Source organism: Caballeronia sordidicola, from assembly GCF_002220365.1.
GTDB classification, from domain to species: domain Bacteria; phylum Pseudomonadota; class Gammaproteobacteria; order Burkholderiales; family Burkholderiaceae; genus Caballeronia; species Caballeronia sordidicola_C.
In genome coordinates, this window is the sequence record NZ_MTHB01000063.1 from 59285 (window position 1) to 82121 (window position 22837).

Genomic DNA, 22837 nt, shown 5'->3' on the forward strand with positions numbered 1-22837 from the left:
GTGAGCTTTGATACACCTGTGGAACTTCTGCTTGCAAGACGCGGATCAGAGGTTGCTCCCGCATATTGCGTCCGTTTCATGCGCTCTCTCACCGGTCGATTAACAAGCACAACTGCCGATTACCGTTACCACTTATAAAAGGCTCAACTAATCGCTCGACAACTCGCCACACTAACCCGCTAGTGTGGAATAACCGGCCACTTCATCCGATAATACAAACGTTCCCCCGACTCTCGCCATGACCGAACTTGAAACCTCTGTCGTCGTGTTCTTGTGCCTGCTCGCGGCCACGGGGCTTGGTGCGTTCGTGCGCCCGCTGCTGCCTGAGGAACACAAGGCGCACGAAACGGTGCAATTGCTGAAACTGGTGGTCGGCATGCTGGTTACGTTCGCAGCGCTCGTGTTGGGTTTGCTGACGGCATCGTCGAAAGCTGTGTTCGATACCACCACTACCGATATCCGTACCTATGCCGCTGCGCTGATCCAGCTCGACAACAGCTTGCGCGAGTACGGCCCGCAAGCCGACGCTCCCCGCCGGATCCTGCGCGCCTACACGGCGGCCGCGATTGCATCCACCTGGGTGCAGGAACCGCCGCCGCCCGGCGACTATTATCAGAAGACGCCGGTCCCGGGCTACGGCACCGATAATCTCGATAGCCGCGTACTGGGCGCCATGCTTGAACGAGCCCAACGATACACACGCGAGTTGCAGCCGGCTGATCCGTTCCACCAGAAGCTCGCCGAAGAAGCGCTTGGCCGGTTTGACCGGCTGATCCAGCAACGCTGGAAAATCGTGGAGGAAGCGCGCGGTTCGGCGTCTTCGCCGTTCGACCGGATTCTGGTCTTCTGGCTGCTCGTCATCTTCCTTTGCTTTGGCCTGATCGCCCCACGTAACGCACTGGCGCTGGTTACGATTATGCTCGGGGCGTTATCGATAGCGTCCACGGTGCTCGTGATCCTCGATCTCGACACGCCGTTCACGGGCTCCATCCTTGTGCCAAGCCAATCCATGCGAGATGCGCTCGCCTACCTCAGCCGCTGAAACGCTGATCGCGTGACGCTTAACCACCGCCCAACTCATCCGATGCCATCCACGCTCTACACTGACCCGCGCCTCGTTGCGCTGTACGACACCCTGAACCCCTTCGCCGCCGATACCGACTTCTACCTGGCGCTGGCCGCAGGCATGCAGCGAGTAATCGATCTCGGTTGCGGAACGGGTTTGCTCGCGTGTGAACTGGCGTCGCGGGGGCATCGGGTGATTGCCGTCGATCCCGCGCCCGAGATGTTGCACGTGGCGCGGCATAGACCGAACGGCGATCGCGTTCAATGGATTGAAGGCGACGCCCGCGCGCTCGCCTTGTTGCCGCCCGCCGACCTGCTGATGATGACGGGCCACGTCGCGCAGGTTTTCCTCGACGACACAGCGTTCCTCAATACGCTCAAAGCCGCCCGCTACGCGCTGCGCGAAGGCGGCACCCTGGCGTTCGAAAGCCGCAATCCGGCCGCACGAGCATGGGAATCGTGGACGCCTGCGCAATCGCACAGGCTGATCGACGTGAACGGAGTCGGCGAGGTGGAGGTGTGGCAGGACGACGTGAGCGCGAGCCCGGAGTCGGGCATTCGCTTCAACACGTATTATCGATTCAAGGCGACAGACGAGACGCTGACGTCCACGAGCGAACTACGCTTTCGCACTCAGGACGAACTCAGCGCGCAGCTCGAGGCCGCAGGGTTCCGCCACCTCACATGGCAGGGCGATTGGAATGGGGCGGCGGTGTCCGCCTCGAGCCGGGAACTGATTGTGGTCGCGCGCTGAACCGGCGCGAAATCAGGCTGAAACGACCGAATGCAACGACCAATCCGGTAGCCGGATCAGAATTCGACTGCCACGAAATCGTCTTTGCCGACGTCGCATAATGGACAACGCCATGTGTCCGGGATATCGGCGAAACGGGTTCCGGCCGCAATACCTTCTTCCGGCAAACCGTCTTCTTCGTTGTATATCCACCCACAGATCAGGCAAACCCAGCTTTTATATTCTAAAACTTCACTCACGACAGACTCTTTCTTCTCGTTCGACAAAACATCGTTAAATATTCGGCCCCACGGCTCAATCCCCGAAAGCTCGCCTTCCGGGATGTGCCGTGCGCGCCTGCCGAAACATTCGGCGACCCGCATAGTACCGGATTGTCAAAATGGGTTCATCGGACTGGAAAAACGGCGGAGCAGCGCGCAAGCATGGATCTGCGTGATTCCTTATGCTCGGTGTATCCTCTCCCCGGCGGTTTTTGGAGTCCCTTGCGTGTCGTCCGGCGAGTTGTGATGTGTCTTTGCCGCGTCGGTCACGCCACGCGTGTCGCACGAAACCGTTTTGGCCTGCCTGGATAGTTGATCCGGCAGCCGCATTCTTCTGGGAGCGAAAAAAATGATGTTCAAGAAACTGTTGTCGGGAGCGGTGTTGTCGAGCGTTTTCCTTGTGGCCGTTGCGGTGCACGCGCAACAAGCCCGGGTGTTTTTCATCGAACCGAAAGACGGTGCTACCGTCACAAGCCCAGTGCACGTGGTCTTTGGCCTGGAAGGCATGGGGCTCGCGCCGGCCGGCGATACGGATCCGCAAAAAGGCCACCACCATTTGCTGATCGACGCAGGACCGATGCAAAAGGGTCTCGTGATTCCAATGAACGATAAATCGCTGCATTTCGGCAAGATGCAGACGGAAGCGGACGTAAAGCTGCCTCCGGGCGATCACACGCTGACCCTGCAATTCGGCGATGGCGCGCACCAGTCGTTTGGACCGGAAATGAGCCAGACGATCAAAGTTCACGTGAAATAACGGCCCTCGGGCCGGGTTTCATCGGCCGGCGCCGGGACGCTCTGATCCTGCGCTAATCTCAAAAACGCGGCGCGGCCGCGTTTTTTTTGCAACTTATCAGGCACTTTGCCTTGTCCTGATGGCATAGGGCCCCAAACCGTCCTCCAAGCGTCCTCCAAGCGCGCCGGTCAAGACCGGTACAATGGCCGCTTCCAGTATTTGCACTTTTCCGGCTGCCTCCCATGTCGCTCTATTCCATTTCGAACGCGCAACTTGCGTTCGGCCACGTTGCGTTGCTCGATCACGCTGACTTTTCTCTCGAAGCGGGCGAACGCGTCGGCCTGATCGGCCGTAACGGCGCGGGTAAGTCGTCGCTGCTGAAGATTATCGCCGGGCTCACCAAGCCGGACGACGGCCTCATCACGCGGCAAAACGAGCTCACTACCGTCTACGTGCCGCAGGAACCCGAGTTCGACCTGGAGGCGTCGGTGTTCGACGTCGTCGCGTCCGGCTTGTCCCACGAGCGGGAACTGCTCGACGAATATGACGTCGTAGCGCACAAACTTGCCGATACCCCCGAAGGTTCCGAGCACGATGACCTGCTGCACCGCATGAACGCGCTGCAATCCTCGCTTGACCTGCACGATGCCTGGAGCTGGCAAACCCGCGTGGCGACCACGTTGCAGCAGATCGGGCTGGACGGCGACGTGCGCTCGGGCGCGCTCTCAGGCGGTATGAAAAAGCGCGTGGCGCTCGCGCGTGCGCTGGTCGTGCAACCTGACGTGCTGCTTCTGGACGAACCGACCAACCACCTCGACTTCGACGGCATTCGCTGGCTGGAAGAGATGCTGGTCACGTTGCGCACCGGTTTGCTGTTCATTACCCATGACCGGGCTTTCCTCGACAAGGTGGCTACCCGCATCGTCGATCTGGATCGCGGACGCTTGCTGTCGTATCCGGGTAATTACAGCGCGTACCAGACGCGCAAGGCGCAGCAACTCGAAATCGAACAGGTCGAAGCGGCCAAGTTCGACAAGTTGCTGGCCCAGGAAGAGGTGTGGATTCGCAAGGGCGTGGAAGCGCGGCGTACGCGCAGCGTCGGACGTATCGCGCGGCTGGTGGAAATGCGCAACGAGCGCGCCGAACGCCGCAACGTGCTGGGCAACGTGAAGCTTGATGTCGGGCAGGGCGAGCGCTCGGGCAAGATCGTCTCGGAACTGACCGACGTGACGAAGAAATACGGCGATCGAACGATTGTCGACAACTTCAGCGCGACCGTCATGCGTGGCGACAAATTCGGGTTCATCGGTCCGAACGGCGCGGGCAAGACCACGCTGCTCAAGATGATCCTGGGCGAACTCGCGCCGGACACAGGCACGGTACGCACCGGCACGAACACGCAGGTAGCGTATTTCGACCAGATGCGCGCGCAACTCGACCTCGACAAGACCCTCTCCGACACCATCAGCCCAGGCAGTGAATGGGTCGAAGTGAATGGCGTGAAAAAGCACGTCATGAGTTATCTCGGCGACTTCCTGTTCGCACCGGAGCGCGCACGTTCGCCTGTGCGCTCGCTGTCGGGCGGGGAACGCAACCGGCTGCTGCTCGCGCGTCTGTTCGCGCGACCCGCGAACGTGCTGGTGCTGGACGAGCCGACCAACGACCTGGACATCCAGACGCTCGAATTGCTGGAAGAACTGCTGACGGACTACGACGGCACCGTGCTGCTGGTAAGCCATGACCGCCAGTTCCTGGACAACGTCGTGACCTCGGTCTTTGCGTCGGAAGGCGGCGGCATGTGGCGCGAATATGTGGGCGGTTTCACCGACTGGCAGATCCAGCGCGAACGTGCCGAGAGAATTGCTCTGGACGCCGCCCGTGACACGGCCAAGCAAGCGAAGAAGGAAGACGGCCCTAAAGACAGCGGTGCTGGTCGCAATTCCCAGCGCTCGAACAAATTGCCTTACAAGGAGGTGCGCGAGCTGGAAGCGCTGCCCGCGCAGATCGCCGCGCTCGAAGCCGAGCAAAAGTCAATTGCAGCAAAGCTCGAAGACGGATCGGTGTACACGAAGGATCCGAAAGAAGGCACGCGGCTGAGCGCACGGCATGCGGCTATCGACGAGGAATTGCTGGTCGCGCTCGAACGCTGGGAAGAACTGGAAGCAAAGCGCAAGTAAGCCGGCCTTCGGGGCCAGCGTCTTCTCCATATCGAAAAATTTGTTGGAAACAGTAAAATACGTCGCGTTTTCGGGCGCACGGCCTTGAGGAACGATCGCCGAAGGCGTCGCCGCAGTTACACCGTGGTGACACCTTATAGTGAAACGCTATAGTCCAAGCGAGAGGCCGTCGCGGTCTCGAGTTAATAACGCGCAATCCGGCGCGGCTGGCTCAGGCGCGGTTGGCCGGGTTGGCCCGCTATGTTCACGCATTCGCCGGTTGTCCGGCGTGGCCGCTCTCTGAATTGCGCTACCGAATTCGAGCCGCGGCCACCCGGACCGCCGGACCCACGTCCAGACATGTCCACGAAAAAACCCAGCGCCGCCGACAGCGGCAAGAACAGCGGATACAGCGAAGCATCGATCAAGGTGCTCAAGGGTCTTGAGCCGGTCAAGCAACGGCCCGGCATGTACACCCGCACCGAAAATCCGCTGCACATTATTCAGGAAGTCATCGACAACGCCTCCGACGAGGCGCTTGGCGGCTACGGCAAGCAGATCACGGTCACGCTGCATGTCGATCATTCGGTGTCTGTCGAAGACGATGGACGCGGCATTCCGTTCGGCATGCATCCGGAAGAAGGCGTGCCGGTCGTCGAGATCGTGTTCACGCGCCTGCACGCGGGCGGCAAGTTCGACAAGGCGGCCGGCGGTGCGTACACCTTCTCGGGCGGCCTGCACGGCGTGGGTGTCTCGGTCACGAACGCGTTGTCTACCCGGCTGGACGTGACCGTCTGGCGCGACGGCAAGGTCGCGGACCTCGGCTTTTCGAATGGCGACGTGGTGAAGGCGCTCGAAACCCGTGCAATGAATCGCGGCGAGAAGAAGTCAGGGACCCGTGTCACTGCCTGGGCCAATCCGAAATATTTCGACTCGCCGAACCTGCCGGTCGGTGAATTGCAGCGGCTCTTGCGCTCGAAGGCGGTGTTGCTGCCAGGCGTGGAAGTCGTACTGATCAACGAAAAAACCGGCGAGCGCCAAACCTGGAAATACGAGGACGGGTTACGCGGTTACCTGCTGGAGGGCATGGGCGGCAGCGACTTGCTTATTCCCTTGTTCGAAGGCGAACGGTTCGCAGGCAATGCAAAGTCGAGTGAGGAAACCTTCGCCGAAGGCGAGGGCGCAACGTGGGTCGTCGCGTGGAGCGAAGAAGGCCCGTTGCTGCGCGAGTCGTACGTCAACCTGATCCCAACGCCGGCTGGCGGTACGCATGAATCGGGTCTGCGTGACGGTTTGTTCCAGGCGGTCAAGAGCTTCGTCGAGCTGCATAATCTTCAGCCCAAGGGCGTGAAGCTGCTGGCCGAAGACGTGTTCGCACGGGTGTCGTTCGTGTTGTCGGCGAAGGTGCTGGATCCGCAGTTTCAAGGGCAGATCAAGGAGCGCCTCAATAGTCGCGATGCGGTGAAACTCGTGTCGTCGTTTACACGGCCCGCGCTCGAACTGTGGTTGAACCAGCACGTGGAGTACGGCAAGAAACTCGCGGAACTGGTGATCCGGCAGGCCCAGGCGCGTACGCGCGCCGGGCAAAAAATCGAGAAGCGCAAGAGCTCGGGCGTGGCAGTACTGCCCGGCAAGCTGACCGATTGCGAATCGACGGATATCTCGCGCAACGAACTCTTCCTGGTCGAGGGCGATTCGGCTGGCGGCTCGGCGAAGATGGGTCGCGACAAGGAGTTCCAGGCCATTCTGCCGTTGCGCGGCAAGGTGCTGAACACGTGGGAAACCGAGCGCGACCGGCTGTTCGCGAACAACGAAGTGCACGACATCGCCGTGGCGATCGGCGTGGACCCGCACGGTCCCGACAGCCTGGACCAGAAAGCAGATCTTTCGAATCTGCGTTACGGCAAGATCTGCATCCTGTCGGACGCGGACGTGGATGGCTCGCACATCCAGGTCCTGCTGCTCACGCTGTTCTTCAAGCACTTCCCGCAACTGATCGAGCAGGGCAATGTATGCATCGCGCGGCCGCCGCTGTTTCGCGTCGATGCCCCCGCGCGTGGCAAGAAGCCGGCGCAAAAGCTCTACGCACTCGACGAAGGTGAGCTCGAGGCGATTCTGGACAAGCTGAGGAAGGACGGCGTGCGCGAGACGCAATGGTCGATCAGCCGTTTCAAGGGGCTGGGCGAGATGAGCGCGGAGCAGTTGTGGGACACCACGATGAACCCGGACACGCGCCGTTTGCTGCCGGTTCAAGTCGGCGATCTCGGGTTTGACGACACGGTCACCCGCATGACGATGCTGATGGGCAAGGGCGAAGCGGCGTCGCGGCGCAGTTGGCTTGAGGAGAAGGGCAACGAAGTCGAAGCTGATATTTGACGCTTTCATGCTTCGGCGGATGTGACGCCCGATCTGACGCTGATGCTGGATGCACACTCTGAACTTCGTCAACGCATAACACTGGAAATCTGATGGACGATCTCTTCGCGGACCAAGAAGCCGCGCCCGAAGGCGAAAAACTGACGCTGGGCGATTACGCCGAGCGCGCGTATCTCGACTATGCGGTGAGCGTGGTCAAAGGCCGGGCACTGCCCGACGTTTCTGATGGCCAGAAGCCTGTGCAGCGCCGCATCCTGTTCGCGATGAACGAGATGGGCTTGGCCAACACCGCCAAGCCGGTGAAGTCGGCTCGCGTGGTGGGTGACGTGCTGGGTAAATACCATCCGCACGGCGACCAGTCGGCCTACGACGCACTCGTGCGTCTCGCACAGGCGTTTTCGATGCGCTATCCGTTGATCGACGGGCAGGGCAACTTCGGCTCGCGCGACGGCGATGGCGCGGCCGCCATGCGTTACACGGAAGCGCGCCTCACCCCGATCGCGAAATTGCTGCTGGATGAAATCGACATGGGTACCGTCGATTTCATGCCGAATTACGACGGTTCATTCCAGGAGCCGAAGCTGTTGCCGGCGCGCCTGCCGTTCGTGCTGCTGAACGGCGCGTCGGGTATTGCCGTGGGGATGGCGACCGAGGTTCCTTCGCACAATCTGCGTGAAGTCGCGGCCGCCGCGGTTGCGATGATCCGCGATCCGAAGATCGATCACGCGCGGCTGGTCGAGCTGATTCCGGGTCCGGATTTTCCGGGCGGCGGCCAGATTATTTCGAGTCAGGCCGAGATTGCGGCGGCTTATGAAACTGGCCGCGGCAGCCTGAAGGTGCGGGCGCGCTGGAAGATCGAAGAGATGGCGCGCGGTCAGTGGCAACTGGTCATCACGGAATTGCCGCCGAGCACATCGGGCCAGAGGGTGCTCGAGGAGATCGAGGAGCTGACGAACCCGAAGATCAAGCTCGGCAAGAAGGCGCTGAGTCCGGATCAGTTGCAGACCAAGCAGACGCTGCTCGCCTTGCTCGACACGGTCCGCGACGAATCCGGCCGCGACGCGCCGGTGAGGCTTGTGTTCGAGCCGAAGTCGAGCCGTATCGACCAGACCGAGTTCGTCAATTCGCTGCTCGCGCACACGAGTCTTGAGTCGAACGCATCGATCAACCTGGTGATGATCGGCACGGACGGCCGGCCGCGCCAGAAAAGCATTGGCGAGATCCTGCATGAGTGGGTCGGCTTCCGGTTCACGACGGTCACGCGCCGCACGCAGCATCGGTTGGGGAAGGTGAACGACCGGATTCATATTCTTGAAGGGCGGATGATCGTCTTTCTGAATATCGATGAAGTGATCCGTGTCATCCGCGAAGCCGATGATCCGAAGCAGGCGTTGATGGAGAGGTTCAATCTCAGCGAACGTCAGGCCGACGACATTCTTGAAATCCGTTTGCGGCAACTGGCGCGGCTCGAAGCAATCAAGATCGAGCAGGAACTAAAGGAATTGCGCAGCGAAAAGGAAAAGCTCGAAGAGTTGCTCAACAGCGACGCCGCCATGAAGCGGCTCCTGATCAAGGAGATTGAAGCCGACGCCAAGCAATATGGCGACGATCGCCGCACGTTGATCCAACCGGAAAAGCGGGCGACGTTCGAGGTGCGGGTGGTCGACGAGCCGGTGACGGTGGTGGTATCGCAGAAGGGCTGGGTGCGGGCGTTGAAGGGCCATGGTCTCGATCCGGCCAGCTTCCAGTTCAAGGCCGGCGACGGTATTTATGCCGCGTTCCAGGCGCGTACGCCGGACATGCTGATTGCGTGGGGCAGCAACGGGCGCGTGTACTCCGTGCCGGTTGCAATCCTGCCGGGCGGCCGGGGCGACGGTGTTCCGGTCACGTCGTTGATCGAGCTCGAGTCGGGGTCGCATCTGCTGCATTATTTTGCCGCTTCGGTTGAGCAGCCCTTGCTGCTGGCATCGAGTAACGGCTTTGGGTTCATGGCCAAGCTGGGCGACATGGTGAGCCGGGTGAAGGCGGGCAAGTCGTTCATGACCATCGATGAAGGCGCGACACCGCTTACGCCCATGCCGGTGCTGCCAGGCGCCACGAAGGTCGCGTGCTTGTCGAGCAATGGCCGCCTGCTGATATTTGATGTCGACGAGATGAAGACCTTGTCGGGTGGCGGCCGTGGCGTCATTTTGATGGCGCTCGATCCGAAGGAGACGTTGCGGCAGGCGCTGGCTATCGACGCACGCGGTTTGGTGCTGATCGGCACGGGCCGGGGCGGCAAGGCGCGTGACGAGAAACTCGCCGGTGCGGCCCTGGAAGCACACGTAGGCAAACGAGCCCGCAAGGGTCGTGCGCCCGAGTCCACCATCAAGGTGACGGAGTTGCGGCCGGTGTTCGAAGGCTGACTAACCGACGCGCAATGAACGCCTGCTAACGCGTAATCACGCGTAATCACGCGCCCCGGGTTGGCTCAGCCGGCCCGGGGCGTTTGTTTATCTTGAAAATACTTGAACTGGCTTCGTCTGGCTGAGTCGAACGGCCGAACCTTGTGAAAAAGGCGGCGGGCGAAGTGGCGGATAAGTGCTTGGGTGAATAAGCGCTTGACCCGGCAGTGAGAACCGGTGATTCACCTGCATTTAGGAACGTTAATGAATAAAGCGATTGAAGTGGCGCTGTTCCTGCATTTGTTGGGAGTGGCAGTCTGGATTGGCGGGATGATTTTTGCTCACTTCTGTCTGCGGCCCGCAATAGCGGATTTGTCGCCGCAGTTGAGGTTGCCGTTATGGGAGTCGGTATTCGCTCGGTTTTTTAACTGGGTGGCGGCATCGGTGCTGGTGATATTGTTGACTGGTGGCTTTTTGCTGACGCAATTCGGTGGTACCCATGCGGCGTTGCCGTTACACGCCATGACGGGTCTCGGCATTGTGATGATGCTTATTTTCGGCCATATCCGCTTTGGCGTTTTCCCAAAAATCCGCCGCGCAGTGCAATCGCAAAACTGGCCGGATGGTGCGAGAGCGGTGGGTACGATCAGAAGGCTCGTGCTGGTCAATATCGTGCTGGGTGTGGTGACGGTGGGCGCAGCGGTTTTATCGCGGGGATTCTGATCGGGGAGGGGGCGCGGACTCGTGTTTTAATCGACGGCATTAGATGGCGTTTCCCCCAACGGCAGGGCCGCTACATCGACCATGAGCCCCAGGCCACAGACTCCAAACCGGTCGAGCAGCGCCTGCACACCATCAGCTGGAACCGCGCGAGAAAAGAGAAAGCCTTGAGCCTCGATCGGCCCAAGCCGAGACAACCACGCAACCTGCTCCTCGGTCTCGGTCCCTTCAACCACAACCGTCAATCCCAACGACCGGGCGAGATTGACGATTGCGGAGACCATGACGCAGACGCTCCGATCGTGTGGAATAGCCTGGATAAATGACCGGTCGACCTTGAGCGTATCGACGGCAAACCGGTTCAGATAAGACAGCGACGAATATCCAGTACCGAAATCATCCAGTGCGATCCTGACCCCAAGCCGCTTTAACGCAGAAATCTTTTCCGCGACGATATCCGGAAACTCCATCATCACCGTTTCAGTAATCTCGAGTTCGAGTTTCCCCGGCGCAATACCGCTTTCGCGAATAGCTGCGGCTACTGTTTCGAGCAAATCCCCGCGCCAGAACTGCACCGCCGAGATATTCACCGCGAGTGACAACCCGTCATACCCTTGACGCTGCCAGACGGCCAATTGCCGGCAAGCTGTATGAATCACGAAGTCACCGATAGGCACGATCAGTCCCGTCGATTCCGCAACCGGAATAAACTCGTTGGCCGGAATAAGACCGTGCTGGGGATGATTCCATCGCGCCAGTGCTTCGAAACCGGTGATGCAACGCCGGGTCAGATCGATCTTTGGCTGATAAGCGAGGAACAATTGATCCTGAGCCAGGGCGACCCGTAATTGCTGTTCCCACTTCATCAAATGATCGGCGCGATGCGATAACTGCGGAGAATAGAACTGAAAGCAGTTCTTGCCCGAATCCTTCGCGCTGTACATGGCCAGGTCGGCCTTCTTCAGCAAGTCGATTTCACTTTCGCTCGACACTGAATACAACGCAATGCCAATGCTCGCGTGCAACACGAACGCGCTGCCGCGCACGTCGAAAGGTGTCGCGAACATATGCGAAACCGCTTCTGCGAGTTCAACCGCTTGTCGTTCGACGTCGGCGCCCTTGACCACCACGACGAATTCATCGCCGCCAATACGTGACAGCATGCCGTTGTCGCCGACCGTTTCCGCCAGCCGCGACGCCGTCATCTGCAAGACGATGTCACCGGCGTTATGACCGAGGGTGTCGTTGACGGTCTTGAAGTTGTCGAGATCGATGAAAAGCAGCGCAAGGTGGCCAACGTTCTCCGGCTTGGCAACATCGTGACGCAGCATTTGCAGCGTGGAATAGCGGTTTCGCAGACCGGTCAGCAAATCGTATTCAACCAGATGCGTCATCTCGCGCTCACGCCCGAGCAGCTTGCCGATCAACCCGGTCGCCACCGCGAAAAAGCCAAGCATGGCGAGCGAGATGAAAGTCGCCATCAGCAGATAAACGCGCCGCGTGTGATTGAAGTCGGTGAATTCCTCCGCCTGCGACAGTCCGACAAGCACACCGAGCGGATAACCATCTATATGCCGATACGAAACGATGCGCGTGACGTTGTCGATCGGATCGACGTAGATGCCGGATGCGTGCTCGGAGGTCGGGTACACGCCGCTTGCTGTGAACCCGCCGCGCGGGTCGCCACTGCCGTCGACTTTTTTCATCGGGCGGCCGTCCGGTTGGGCAGACGCCGCACCCACACCCGTGCTTCGTGCCAGCACCGAGCCGTTGTCCGAAATCACGGCGACCACACCGTCGCGTCCGATTGACGCCACGTTGTAGAAGTCGCTCGTAAAGTAGCTGGGGTCCTCCGACACCACCACGACGCCCGCGAACGAGCCGTCGGGATGATTCAGGCGGCGCGTGATCTGCAGCGTCCATTGCCGGGAGACCCGGCCGAGGACGGGCTTGCTGATGTAGAGCAGGTCGTCGTTGGAAAGCGCGTGAACCCGGAAATGTTCGCGATCGGAGAGATCGACCGGTTTTTGTATGGCGCCCGATGTGGACCCGATCAGCATGCCATGTTCATCGATCAACGACACTTGCACCAGCGTGTCACTCTGCACCACGCCTTTTTCAACCGTGCTTGCGAGGTTGAACTGTCCAGGCGTCTTCTCGAACTCGTATTTGACGAAACGCGTGATCTGGTCGACCTGATGAATGGCTTTGATCGTGTGCTGCTCGAGCGCGGACGAGAGAATGGCGGCTGAGGCCATTGACGCGTGCGTGGCGGCGTCGCGCTCCACCGACAGGCGTGCGAAGATCACCGTCCACAGCAGGACGAGCACGAGCGCGCCCAGCGCCGGAATGGCGAACAATGCGCGGCGCCGTCGCGGAAAATCCGCTTGTTTCATGTCGCGTGGCGCTTTGGGCCGTGATCGATTCATGGGTTTGGTCAGTCCATGGACCCTGTGACGGGTTGCGCCGATAGTGCGTCCGGAACAACACAAATGGGTGTCGGCATTGCTGCAGCGTTCAATGCCGGTGAGGCGGGGCGTTATTTCCGATTCCCGCTGAATCCGGGCCATCGTTCGAGTTGTTTGCAGACCCTCTTTACAGGCTGGAGCCTATGTGCGCGTCAGGCACGCTTTCATTTCGTTTACGATGGTTTTTGGTAATACTGCTTTTAGAACTCCGTCCGGCGCTGACCCGGGTTGACCGGGTAGCCGCTGGTTATCCAGTCTCCCCGCGTGAGGCTGATTCCCATAATGGCGGCTAAGCCAGATAATACCAATGACAACCGGAATAGATATTACTGAAGGCGACTCATTTAAGGAAGCGTGGCGGCGCGGCGAAGTATCGAGGTATACACGGATAGGCTGAAACGCTTATCGGGAGGGGCTTCGGCGGGGGCAATGATCGTTTCGCCAATGTGAATTTAAGCGAACGAAATCCGGTAATTTGTATCCCGGTGCCGGGCGGCATCGGGATTAAGAACAAGACTAAAATTCGTTGCAACGATTTATGCGTCTTAAGCGTTTAAAGCAGGGGTTTCAGCTCACTTCGGCAATCAATTCGATTTCGACGCATGCGCCCAGTGGAATCTGCGCCACGCCAAATGCCGAGCGTGCATGTTTGCCGCGCTCTCCGAAAATATCGGCGATCAACTCGGACGCGCCGTTGGTCACCAGATGCTGCTCGGTGAACTCGAACGTGGAGTTGACCAGGCTCATCACCTTCACGATCCGCGTTACCCGGTTCAGGTCGCCGACGTGCGCGTGCAGCGTCGCGATCAGGTCGATGGCAATCGAGCGGGCGGCGGCGCGGCCTTCCTCGGTCGTGAGCGTAGCGCCCAGTTTGCCCACCCACACCTGGCCGTCCTTCTTCGCGATGTGGCCGGACAGATAAACCGTGTTGCCGCTTTGCGCGCTCATCACGTAGGCGGCGGCGGGTGCGCCGGCCGTCGGCAATTCGATGCCGAGTTCCTTCAGTTTGTCGTAGACGTTAAGTTGGGCCATGGGGTATTCCCTAAAGATGGAGAGGATGACGCGAGAGCGCACCAAGGCGGTCGTCCCGCCGTGGCACGCTTGCCATGCAACGAGATCAGAGCAGCGCGCGGATCAGCGCGCCGAGCTTCGCAACACCTTCGTCGATTTTCGCCGGCGGCACGGTCACGAACGACAAGCGCAGGGTGTTGTGTTCCGCTTCATTCGCGAAGAACGGGCCGCCGGGCACGAACGCGACGTGCTGCTCGATTGCCTGCTCGAGCAGCTTCATTGTATCGATGTGCTTATCGCCGTGTTTCGGCAGCTTCACCCACACGAACATGCCGCCTTCCGGACGGTTCCATTCCACGCCCGCCGGCATGTGCTGTTCGAGCGACGCCAGCATGGCCGCGCACTGATCACGATACAGCGCGCGGATTTTCGGGATATGCGTTTCGAGAAAGCCGTCCTTCACGACCTCGTGCACGATGCGTTGCGTGAGGCTTGGCGTATGCAAGTCGGTTGCCTGCTTTGCCTGCACCAGCTTGAAGTGCAACTCTTCGGGCGCAATGATGTAACCCACGCGCATGCCGGGCGACAGGACCTTCGAGAACGAACCCAGATGAACGATGTGATCGGGCGCCATCGACAGCATGGTCGGTAGCGGTGCGCCCGCGTAGTCGAGCGCACCGTACGGATCGTCCTCGATCACCGGGAAGCCGGCGCGTTGCGCAAACGCGGCCAGCGCGGTGCGGCGCTCCAATGGCAGGCGACGGCCCGTCGGATTCTGGAAATTCGGCTGCGCGTACAAGAGGCGCGCACCGGCCGTCAGCGTGGCGTCGAGCGAGGACGGGATCAAGCCGTGTTCGTCGGTTGGGACTTGCACGTAGTTCGGCTCGTACATGGAGAACGACTGCAGCGCGCCGAGATACGTGGGCGTTTCGACCAGTACGCGGCTGGCGGGATCGATCAGCACCTTGCCGAGCAGGTCGAGTGCTTGTTGCGAGCCCGTTGTGATCAGCACTTGCGACGGCCGGATCGACGCGCCGCTGACCGAGTAGCGGTGTGCGACCCATTCGCGCAGCGGCAAGTAACCTTCCGTGGCGCTGTATTGCAGCGCGGCGGCGGGGCTGTCGCGCAGGATGCGGTCGCACGCCACGCGCATTTCCTCGACCGGAAACGTAGCCGGCGACGGCAATCCGCCCGCGAACGAGATAACCTCGGGCCGCTCGGTGACCTTCAGGATTTCGCGAATGGCCGAACTGGTGAGTTTTCTCGCACGTTCGGAAAGCTGCCACGGCTTGGCTTGAAGGTCGGCTTGATTCATGGGGTCCTCGGTTGGTCTCGGTAAGCAGTTCTAGTGCGTATGCGGGTTGAAAAAATATTGCACGGTGCTTCGAATAGGGTCCTGTGCACTGCAATCCAGCGCAATGAGGGAGCGGCGGGGGACGCTTATTATGGCTTGCCTGGTGCTGCGATGGTCGGGATCGATGGTCAAAACCCAGTACCGGCAAGAAGCACGAATGCCTGCCATCGGATGTTCTAGTGCTCGTCTTCCTGCACTGTTTCGTCTTGCGTCGGCTCGGCCGCGTCCTCAGGCGTGTCCGCGTCATTAGCTGCGATTGCGTCCCCGGTCTTCTTGCTCTTCACGCGCTTGCGGGCCGGCTTGGCTGGCGCGACGCCGGCCTGCTTTGCCGCATCGATCGATTCCGCCGATTCCCCCAGCGTCACGACCGAACCGTCCGCCAGCTCAAATTCCGCGACGAGTACCGGCGTGGCCGCCGTCACCTCGACCTGCATCAGATGCGACACCCCGAGCCACGCCAGTTGCTCGGAGATCAGGTGCGCTCGCGGATGAAACCCCGTCAGCGATTTCAGCGCGATACCCGTTTCCGGCAACGATTCGCTCGGATGCTGCGGTGTGTCCCACTGGATCAGCGACGGCAGGACCCCGTCGCCGGCATCCTGCCACGCTGGGAAAGCGCCATCGGCGGGAATGGTGAGATCCCACGCGTTCCCGCCGCGCGTCATGGGTACCACAGCCGGGATGCGCTCCGGATATTGCGTCTGCCAGCGCGACAGCAGCTTCGGCCGGTTCACCCGCACGACCCAGTGCACGAGCTGCGGACCGGCTTCGAGACGCAAGCGCAGCGCCGGGTTGTCGAGTGCAAAGAGTCGAGGACGCGGTGTTTCCCTGGTTTCAATCGGCTCGGCGTCCGGGTTGATCGCGATCACTTCGAGATACGCGCCGCCCCACAGGTTCAGCAGGCGGTTATGCGTGCGCATCAGCGGATGCGCACCGCCTCCCGCCATCTCGACTCCCAGTTTCGCGGCGATAAAGTCCGCACCTTCTTCCAGCGTGCGGGCGGCGATAACGAGATGATCGAGTTGCAGCGGATGAGCGGTCATAGTGCACAAATAGCGTGAAGGAAAATTGCCCGGACAACGCCGGCTGAGCTCGTCAGCATACCCGTAACGTCCGGCTGTGCCACAGCGCTTGGCCCGCGTTAGCCATCCTGCCGGGAATCTCGCCAGATAATCGGCGCAAGCCCGAAGCGGCCGAAAACCGCGCCAGATCCCCCAGCGACAGTGAAAACGTATGAAACAACGCACGAAACGCGCACAAAAAACACCAAGTTTACCTATCGTCCCGGTCTTAAATGTATCGGCAACGACCGTAACAGTAACGGTACACTCTATCCGATACTCTGCGATACAGTCATCGAACGCATTCAAACCCGATGGAACCTGACATGTCAGTCCCGCTCGACCAGATTCCCGCGCCGCACGGCGCGCCGCAACTGACGCTCGTCGACCAGTTGGTCCAGTGGGGCCGGCGCCGTATTGACGAGCGGGTATTCCGTCCGGGCATGCGCATGCCGTCCATTCGCAAACTCGCTGTGGACAAGGGCGTGTCTCGCTTCACGGTGGTCGAGGCGTACGAACGGCTGGTCGCGCACGGTTATCTCGATTCAAGGAGAGGCTCCGGTTTTTTCGTGCGCGACCGGACCAGTTCCAACGATTCCCACGTCCACCCGACATTAGCCACTGAGCGCGCACCGGTGCCTAGCACCATTGACGTGGTCTGGCTGCTGCGCAACATGCTCCATACGTCGAGTCCGGCGAAAGGGCCGGGCATCGGCTATCTGCCTTCCAGCTGGCTGAACGGCGAATTGCTGACCGGTGCGCTGCGCTCCATGAGCCGGCAAAGCGGCGCACAAATGCTTGGCTTTGGCACGCCGCAAGGATTCCTGCCGTTGCGCCAGCAAATCCAGACGCGATTGGAGGAGCTTGAGATAGGCGCGTCGACGGAGCAAATCGTGATGGTGTCCGGCGTGACGCAGGCCATCGACTTGATCGCGCGAGTCTTCGTGAAACCCGGCGACACGGTCATAGTGGGGGACCCCGCCTGGTTCCAGATGTTCGGCCGATTCGTGGCGCAGGGCGCGCGGCTTGTCGGCATGCCATACACGCCGGATGGGCCTGATCTCGACGCGCTCGAAGCCATGGTCCAGACCTGGCGCCCGAAGATGCTCGTGATCAATTCCGTGCTGCAGAATCCCACCGGCACGTCGCTGAGCGCGGCACAGGCGTTTCGCATCCTGCAACTCGCGCAAACCTACGATTTCATCGTCGTGGAAGACGATATCTACGGCGATCTGTGCCCGACCAATTTCGCGGCGACACGCCTCGCGAGCCTCGACCAACTGAAGCGGGTGATTTTCCTCAACAGTTATTCGAAGACGCTCGCGCCGAACTTGCGCGTGGGTTATGTCGCAGCTGCACCTGAAGTGGCCAACGCTATCGCTGATCAGAAAATGCTGGTCGGCATGACGAGCCCCGAACTCAACGAGCGCGTGCTGTACAAAGTGCTCACCGACGGCCACTACCGGCGTCACGTCGAACGGCTGCGCGCAAAACTGGACGGGGTCCGGGAGAAAACCGTCCGGATGTTCGAAAAAGTCGGCTACAAGCCGTATCTGGTGCCATCGGCGGGCATGTTTTTATGGGCCGATACCGGCGTGGACTCCGAGGGGCTCGCTGCCGCCGGGCACGAAGCCGGCTTTTTGCTGACGCCCGGGAGTTTGTTTTCCCCGCATCAACTGCCCAGCACGTGGATGCGCTTCAACATCGCGAATTGCGGCGATCCTGGCCTGCCCGCCATGCTCTGCGCTTACTCGGATCGCGTCGGGTAGCGTCACCGCCGCACGCTCAAGTGCAATCAGCAGATGCGGTGCACCTCTTGAAATTATCGCGGGCGACCTCATGTTTCGCAGAATTCGCGCGATGCATTCCGGCTGCATCGCTGCAGCCCCAAGAAAATCCGTCAACATTAGACACAACCAGAGGAACCGACCATGGCACAAGAAACCATGAGCTTTCAGGCAGAAGTGAAACAACTTCTGCATCTGATGATCCATTCGCTTTACAGCAACAAGGAAATTTTCCTCCGCGAGCTGATTTCGAACGCATCGGACGCGGCGGACAAGCTGCGTTTTGAAGGTATCGAAAATAGTGCGCTGTACGAAAACGACCCGGATCTGCGCATCCGCATCTCGTACGACAAGGCGGCGCGCACCGTGACTATCGACGACAACGGCATTGGCATGAGCCGCGAAGAAGCGATCTCGAACCTAGGTACGATCGCACGCTCGGGCACGAAGGAATTCTTCTCGAAACTCTCCGGCGATCAGCAGAAAGACGCTGCGTTGATCGGCCAGTTTGGCGTGGGCTTTTACTCGGGTTTCATCGTCGCCGACAAGATCACGGTTGAAACGCGCCGCGCCGGTTTGCCGGCAAGCGAAGGCGTGCGCTGGGAAAGCGCGGGCGAAGGCGATTTCGTCGTCGAACAGATCGAGCGCGCGCAACGCGGTTCTAGCATCACGTTGCATCTGCGTCCGGAAGAAGACGAGTTCCTCTCCACGCACAAGCTGAAGTCGATCATCCAGAAGTATTCGGATCACGTCGCATTGCCCATCCTGATGAAGCAGGAAGAGTGGGATGCAGAGAAGTCCGAGATGGTCACCAAGGACGAAGACGAGACGGTCAATCAGGCGAGTGCGCTCTGGACGCGTCCGAAGAGTGAGATCACAGACGAGCAATACAAGCAGTTCTACCAGCATCTTTCCCACGATCACGACGATCCTCTCGCGTGGACCCACAACCGCGTGGAAGGCCGTAGCGAATACACGCAGTTGCTGTACGTGCCGAAGCACGCGCCGTTCGATATGTGGAACCGCGATCATAAGGGCGGGTTGAAGCTGTATGTGAAGCGCGTGTTCATCATGGACGACGCGGAACAACTCGTGCCGGCCTACTTGCGGTTCGTGAAGGGCGTGGTCGATTCGGCTGATTTGCCGCTGAATGTATCGCGTGAAATCCTGCAGGAAAGCCGCGATGTGAAGGCAATCCGCGAAGGCGTGACCAAGCGCGTTTTGTCGATGCTGGAAGAAGTGGCATCGTCGTCGGCAGAAGCCACGGATGACGCCGAGAAAGCCAAGTACGCCACCTTCTGGAAAGAGTTCGGCCAGGTATTCAAGGAAGGTATTGGCGAGGATTATGGCAATCGCGAGCGTATTGCCAAGCTCGTGCGTTTTGCTTCCACGAATACTGATTCTTCGGAGCAGACCGTGGCGCTCGCCGACTACGTGTCGCGCATGAAGCCCGAGCAAACGAAGATCTATTACGTTACCGCTGACACCTGGCAGGCCGCGAAGAACAGCCCGCACCTTGAAGTGTTCCGCAAGAAGGGCGTGGAAGTACTGTTGCTGACGGATCGTGTCGATGAATGGATGCTGTCGTTCCTCAACGAATTCGATGGCAAGCCGCTGCAAAGCGTGGCGCGCGGCGACCTGGATCTCGGTGCGCTGAATGACGAGGAAAAGCAGGCGCAGGAGAAGGTCGGCGAAGAATTGAAGCCGCTGGTGGAAAGCATGAAGGCAGCGCTGGAAGGCAAGGCCAAAGATGTGCGCCTGACGTTCCGCCTGACCGATTCGCCGACGTGTCTCGTTGCCGATGACGGCGACATGAGCGGTTATTTGCAACGCATGCTGAAGCAAGCAGGTCAGGCAGCGCCGCAGATGCAGCCGATTCTGGAAGTGAATCCGGAGCATCCGCTGGTGAAGCAGCTTCACGCCGATGACGCGAATTTCGGCGACTGGTGTCATCTGCTCTTCGATCAGGCGATGCTGGCCGAAGGCGGCACGCTGGAAGATCCGGCAAGCTTTGTGAAGCGGACTAACGCGTTGTTGCTGGCGCGATAAGTCAGCGTTCGGAAGAAGTGAAAAAACGCGCTGCCAGGAAACTGGCGGCGCGTTTTTTTATTGCAGTTGCGCGTAGGCTACGCGGCGTTGCGATTTACTTGGCTCGCCGTTCCTTGTTGGCCTGCGCGACGACCGAGGCCGCCAGCGTCTTCGTGTCCTTTGAATATTTGTCGCTGTGAAGAACCTGTGCGGCCTTATGTTCCATCTCGGCGCCCGTTTGATTCTTCGTATGCGTCTGCGACAACGCCGACGCAGCGAGGCTCTTGACAATCGCCGATGCCTTCGGGTCGTGCAACGTGTGCGACGCCAGCGTGGCGACGACCTTCGACGTTTGTTTGGTATTGACCGACATGCGTTTCCTCTCATGCTTGATAGATGGCGCGCAACAGGATTGCCGCGAGCGCCGGGCTGTCGTCTATTGACCGACCGGTTCGTCAGTCTCCCGTGAGCACCCGCCGACATCTATACGAATCCTCCTATATACGTGTCTGGTTTTATAATCTCGCGCATGTCAAAAGCTCCTCTTGCCGGTACTCATGCCTGGCGCGACCGTCCGCTTCCCACTTTCACTGCCGATCAGAAGGACTGGCTCACGCGCGGCGGCTCGCTGACCGCACATTTGCGCGAACTGGGCGATGTCACCGTCGAAGTCACCCGCGAGACGGTTGGTCAGCCGTGGCGGGATGAAGCTGCGGCGCTGGACATCACGCCGCGCACGCCGGTGTGGATCCGCGAAGTCGTGTTGAATGTGGACCGCGTGCCATTCGTCGCGGCGCACAGCATCGTGCCGCTCCATGCCAGTTCGGGCGTGTGGCAAGCTATGCGTCGTTTGAGGACGCGCCCGCTCGCAGAACTGCTTTATAGCGATAGCAGCGTGTGGCGCTCGCCGCTCACGAACAGAAGGATCGATGCGCGCGATCCGCTCTATAAACTTGCAGCCAGACAAATCCCGCATGAAAAACCGCACGCGCTCGTTGCACGCCGTTCGGTATTCTTGCGACAAGACGCGCCGTTGATGGTCACCGAATGCTTCCTGCCGGCGCTCTGGTCGTTCGTCGAGCGTCGTGAAAAATGCTGAAAGGCTTTCCGCCCATCGCCGATAACAACACGCACACGCTGATCCTCGGCAGTTTCCCGGGCGTAGCGTCGCTCGATGCCGCGCAGTATTACGCGCATCCGCGTAACCAGTTCTGGCGGCTGGTGGGTACGGTGATTGAAGAGCCTTTAAACGAGCTTCCCTACGATGACCGCGTGCTCAGGCTGCTGAAACACGGCATCGGCCTATGGGATGTGCTCGCGGCCTGCGAGCGCGAAGGCAGTCTCGACACCGCGATCCGCAACGCGAACCCGAACGATTTCGCTTCATTCCGCCTTCATGCGCCGCGACTGAAAAAGCTCTGCTTCAACGGCAAGACGTCGGGCCGCTTCGAACCGGTGATCCGCGCGGCGGGCTATGAAACCCTCGTCCTGCCTTCGTCGAGTCCGGCGAATGCTATCCTCTCGTTCGATCAAAAATTGCGCATCTGGCGCGACATCCTTAAATGACCCAATTAATCAAGCGTGCGTCGGCGGAAGCTCGCGCGTTCGGCAGCAAGCGTCAAGACAAGCTCGACAAGCAAGACAAGAAGCAAGCTAAGCGCTTGAAGCGCGAGCGCGGAGACGATCTCGACCGCGATCTCGACGACGCACCGCGTATCGATGTCCCCCGCAAGCCGCGTTTCGCGCCCGTGACGTTCTCGGAAGAGGGCGGTGTGAGGTTCCTCCATTTCGGCACCGAATGGGTGCAGGGCGCGATGCGCCTGAAAAAGCCGAACCACATCGAGCTTGAATACGCACAGCAGATGATGGCGTGGCTGTTGTTCATTGAAACGCCGAAGCGCATCGTGCAACTCGGACTCGGCTCGGCCGCGCTGACCAAGTTCGCCCACGCGTTCTTGAAGCGCGCGAAGGTGGAAGCGGTCGAATTGAACCCGTCCGTCGTGATAGCAGCGCGCACGATGTTCGAACTGCCGAACGACGACGCACGGCTGACTGTCCACGAGCAGGACGCGTGGGACTTCGTCAACGACCGTGCGAACCATGGCACCATCGGCGCATTGCAGATCGATGTCTACGACGCCACCGCGCGCGGCCCCGTGCTGGATAGCACCTCGTTCTATCGTGCGTGCCGGGCTTGCCTGACGGCGCCGGCGGGCGTGGTGACGGTCAACCTGTTCGGCGATCATCCGAGCTTCGTGCTCAATATGAAGCGCCTGAACGAAGCCTTCGATGGCCGCGTGATCGCGTTGCCCGAAGTCCACGACGGCAATCGCATTGCCATCGCGTTCGCCGGTCCGGAACTCGACATACCGTACGCGCAGCTTGAAAAGCGGGCGAAGCTGATCGAGAAGGAATTGAAGCTGCCGGCCCGTCAATGGGTGAAGGGGCTGGCGATCAGCGCCGGCGCGGACGACGTGACCAGCTTCTCCATCTGATCATCAAGGTATCAAGCTGAAGCACCCAAGGCGAGGTCCGACAACGGACCCGCTGTTTGACTGTCATGTCTTCGGACGAGGCAGGACACTACAGCAAGATTACATATGGCTGTTCTCCATCATTACGGTTCGGGTTCGCCCTGCTTGACCCGCTTTTCTGCGTCCATATACTCCACGTGTTA

The 22837-nt window shown here is 60.1% G+C and carries 16 protein-coding genes and 2 pseudogenes; 12 read left to right on the forward strand and 6 right to left on the reverse strand.

Annotation, left to right across the window (positions count from 1 at the left end):
• The first annotated feature begins 238 nt into the window (after positions 1-238).
• Positions 239-1042, forward strand: a complete 804-nt coding sequence (locus tag BSU04_RS11045) for a bestrophin-like domain (RefSeq protein WP_089160646.1) — start codon at positions 239-241, stop codon at positions 1040-1042.
• 42 nt (positions 1043-1084) lie between these two features.
• Positions 1085-1819, forward strand: a complete 735-nt coding sequence (locus BSU04_RS11050) for a class I SAM-dependent methyltransferase (protein WP_089160647.1) — start codon at positions 1085-1087, stop codon at positions 1817-1819.
• 56 nt (positions 1820-1875) lie between these two features.
• On the opposite strand, the gene BSU04_RS11055 is transcribed toward BSU04_RS11050, so the two are convergent.
• Positions 1876-2058, reverse strand: a complete 183-nt coding sequence (locus tag BSU04_RS11055) for a rubredoxin (protein ID WP_075644035.1) — start codon at positions 2056-2058, stop codon at positions 1876-1878.
• Between the two features lie 370 nt (positions 2059-2428).
• Here BSU04_RS11055 and BSU04_RS11060 point away from each other — a divergent pair, with 370 nt between their 5' ends.
• The 5 genes from BSU04_RS11060 to BSU04_RS11080 all read left to right on the forward strand — a co-directional run bounded on the left by BSU04_RS11060 (position 2429) and on the right by BSU04_RS11080 (position 10454).
• Entirely contained in the window at positions 2429-2836 is a 408-nt protein-coding gene (locus tag BSU04_RS11060) for a DUF4399 domain-containing protein (RefSeq protein WP_089160648.1), read from the forward strand.
• A gap of 221 nt (positions 2837-3057) precedes the next feature.
• The gene (locus BSU04_RS11065) at positions 3058-4992 is read left to right on the forward strand and encodes an ATP-binding cassette domain-containing protein (protein ID WP_089160649.1); all 1935 of its coding nucleotides are present in this window, start codon (positions 3058-3060) and stop codon (positions 4990-4992) included.
• A gap of 339 nt (positions 4993-5331) precedes the next feature.
• Entirely contained in the window at positions 5332-7347 is a 2016-nt protein-coding gene (locus BSU04_RS11070; RefSeq protein ID WP_089160650.1) for a DNA topoisomerase IV subunit B, read from the forward strand.
• Between the two features lie 92 nt (positions 7348-7439).
• Positions 7440-9752, forward strand: a complete 2313-nt coding sequence (gene parC / locus BSU04_RS11075) for a DNA topoisomerase IV subunit A (RefSeq protein ID WP_089160651.1) — start codon at positions 7440-7442, stop codon at positions 9750-9752.
• A gap of 243 nt (positions 9753-9995) precedes the next feature.
• Positions 9996-10454 carry a CopD family protein gene (locus BSU04_RS11080; RefSeq protein ID WP_089160652.1) on the forward strand — a complete coding sequence of 153 codons (459 nt, stop codon included), beginning with the start codon at positions 9996-9998 and terminating at the stop codon, positions 10452-10454.
• Positions 10455-10480: 26 nt separating this feature from the next.
• Here the strand turns inward: BSU04_RS11080 and BSU04_RS11085 are convergent, their stop codons facing one another.
• From BSU04_RS11085 to BSU04_RS11100, 4 genes and pseudogenes are all read right to left on the reverse strand, one after another.
• Entirely contained in the window at positions 10481-12880 is a 2400-nt protein-coding gene (locus tag BSU04_RS11085; RefSeq protein WP_089160653.1) for a bifunctional diguanylate cyclase/phosphodiesterase, read from the reverse strand.
• Between the two features lie 606 nt (positions 12881-13486).
• Positions 13487-13951 (reverse strand): RidA family protein, encoded by a 465-nt coding sequence (locus tag BSU04_RS11090; RefSeq protein WP_089160654.1) that lies wholly within the window; start codon positions 13949-13951, stop codon positions 13487-13489.
• A gap of 85 nt (positions 13952-14036) precedes the next feature.
• Positions 14037-15245, reverse strand: a complete 1209-nt coding sequence (locus BSU04_RS11095; protein WP_089160655.1) for an aminotransferase-like domain-containing protein — start codon at positions 15243-15245, stop codon at positions 14037-14039.
• A 410-nt stretch (positions 15246-15655) separates the two neighbouring features.
• Positions 15656-16327: pseudogene (locus BSU04_RS11100) on the reverse strand (VOC family protein); the annotation flags it as partial.
• A 344-nt stretch (positions 16328-16671) separates the two neighbouring features.
• Here BSU04_RS11100 and BSU04_RS11105 point away from each other — a divergent pair.
• Both BSU04_RS11105 and htpG read left to right on the forward strand, forming a co-directional pair.
• The gene (locus BSU04_RS11105) at positions 16672-18114 is read left to right on the forward strand and encodes an aminotransferase-like domain-containing protein (protein WP_089160657.1); all 1443 of its coding nucleotides are present in this window, start codon (positions 16672-16674) and stop codon (positions 18112-18114) included.
• Positions 18115-18276: 162 nt separating this feature from the next.
• Positions 18277-20181, forward strand: a complete 1905-nt coding sequence (gene htpG / locus BSU04_RS11110; RefSeq protein ID WP_089160658.1) for a molecular chaperone HtpG — start codon at positions 18277-18279, stop codon at positions 20179-20181.
• 94 nt (positions 20182-20275) lie between these two features.
• Here htpG and BSU04_RS11115 read toward each other — a convergent pair whose 3' ends face one another.
• Positions 20276-20533 (reverse strand): hypothetical protein, encoded by a 258-nt coding sequence (locus BSU04_RS11115; protein WP_089160659.1) that lies wholly within the window; start codon positions 20531-20533, stop codon positions 20276-20278.
• A 156-nt stretch (positions 20534-20689) separates the two neighbouring features.
• On the opposite strand from BSU04_RS11115, the pseudogene BSU04_RS11120 reads away from it, so the two are divergent.
• The 3 genes and pseudogenes from BSU04_RS11120 to BSU04_RS11130 all read left to right on the forward strand — a co-directional run.
• Positions 20690-21247, forward strand: a pseudogene (locus BSU04_RS11120) (chorismate--pyruvate lyase family protein); the annotation flags it as partial.
• A 5-nt stretch (positions 21248-21252) separates the two neighbouring features.
• Positions 21253-21726, forward strand: a complete 474-nt coding sequence (locus tag BSU04_RS11125; RefSeq protein ID WP_089160661.1) for a DNA-deoxyinosine glycosylase — start codon at positions 21253-21255, stop codon at positions 21724-21726.
• Positions 21723-22655 (forward strand): spermidine synthase, encoded by a 933-nt coding sequence (locus BSU04_RS11130; RefSeq protein WP_089160662.1) that lies wholly within the window; start codon positions 21723-21725, stop codon positions 22653-22655. Before BSU04_RS11125 ends, BSU04_RS11130 begins: the two co-directional genes overlap by 4 nt.
• The last annotated feature ends 182 nt before the right edge of the window (positions 22656-22837 follow it).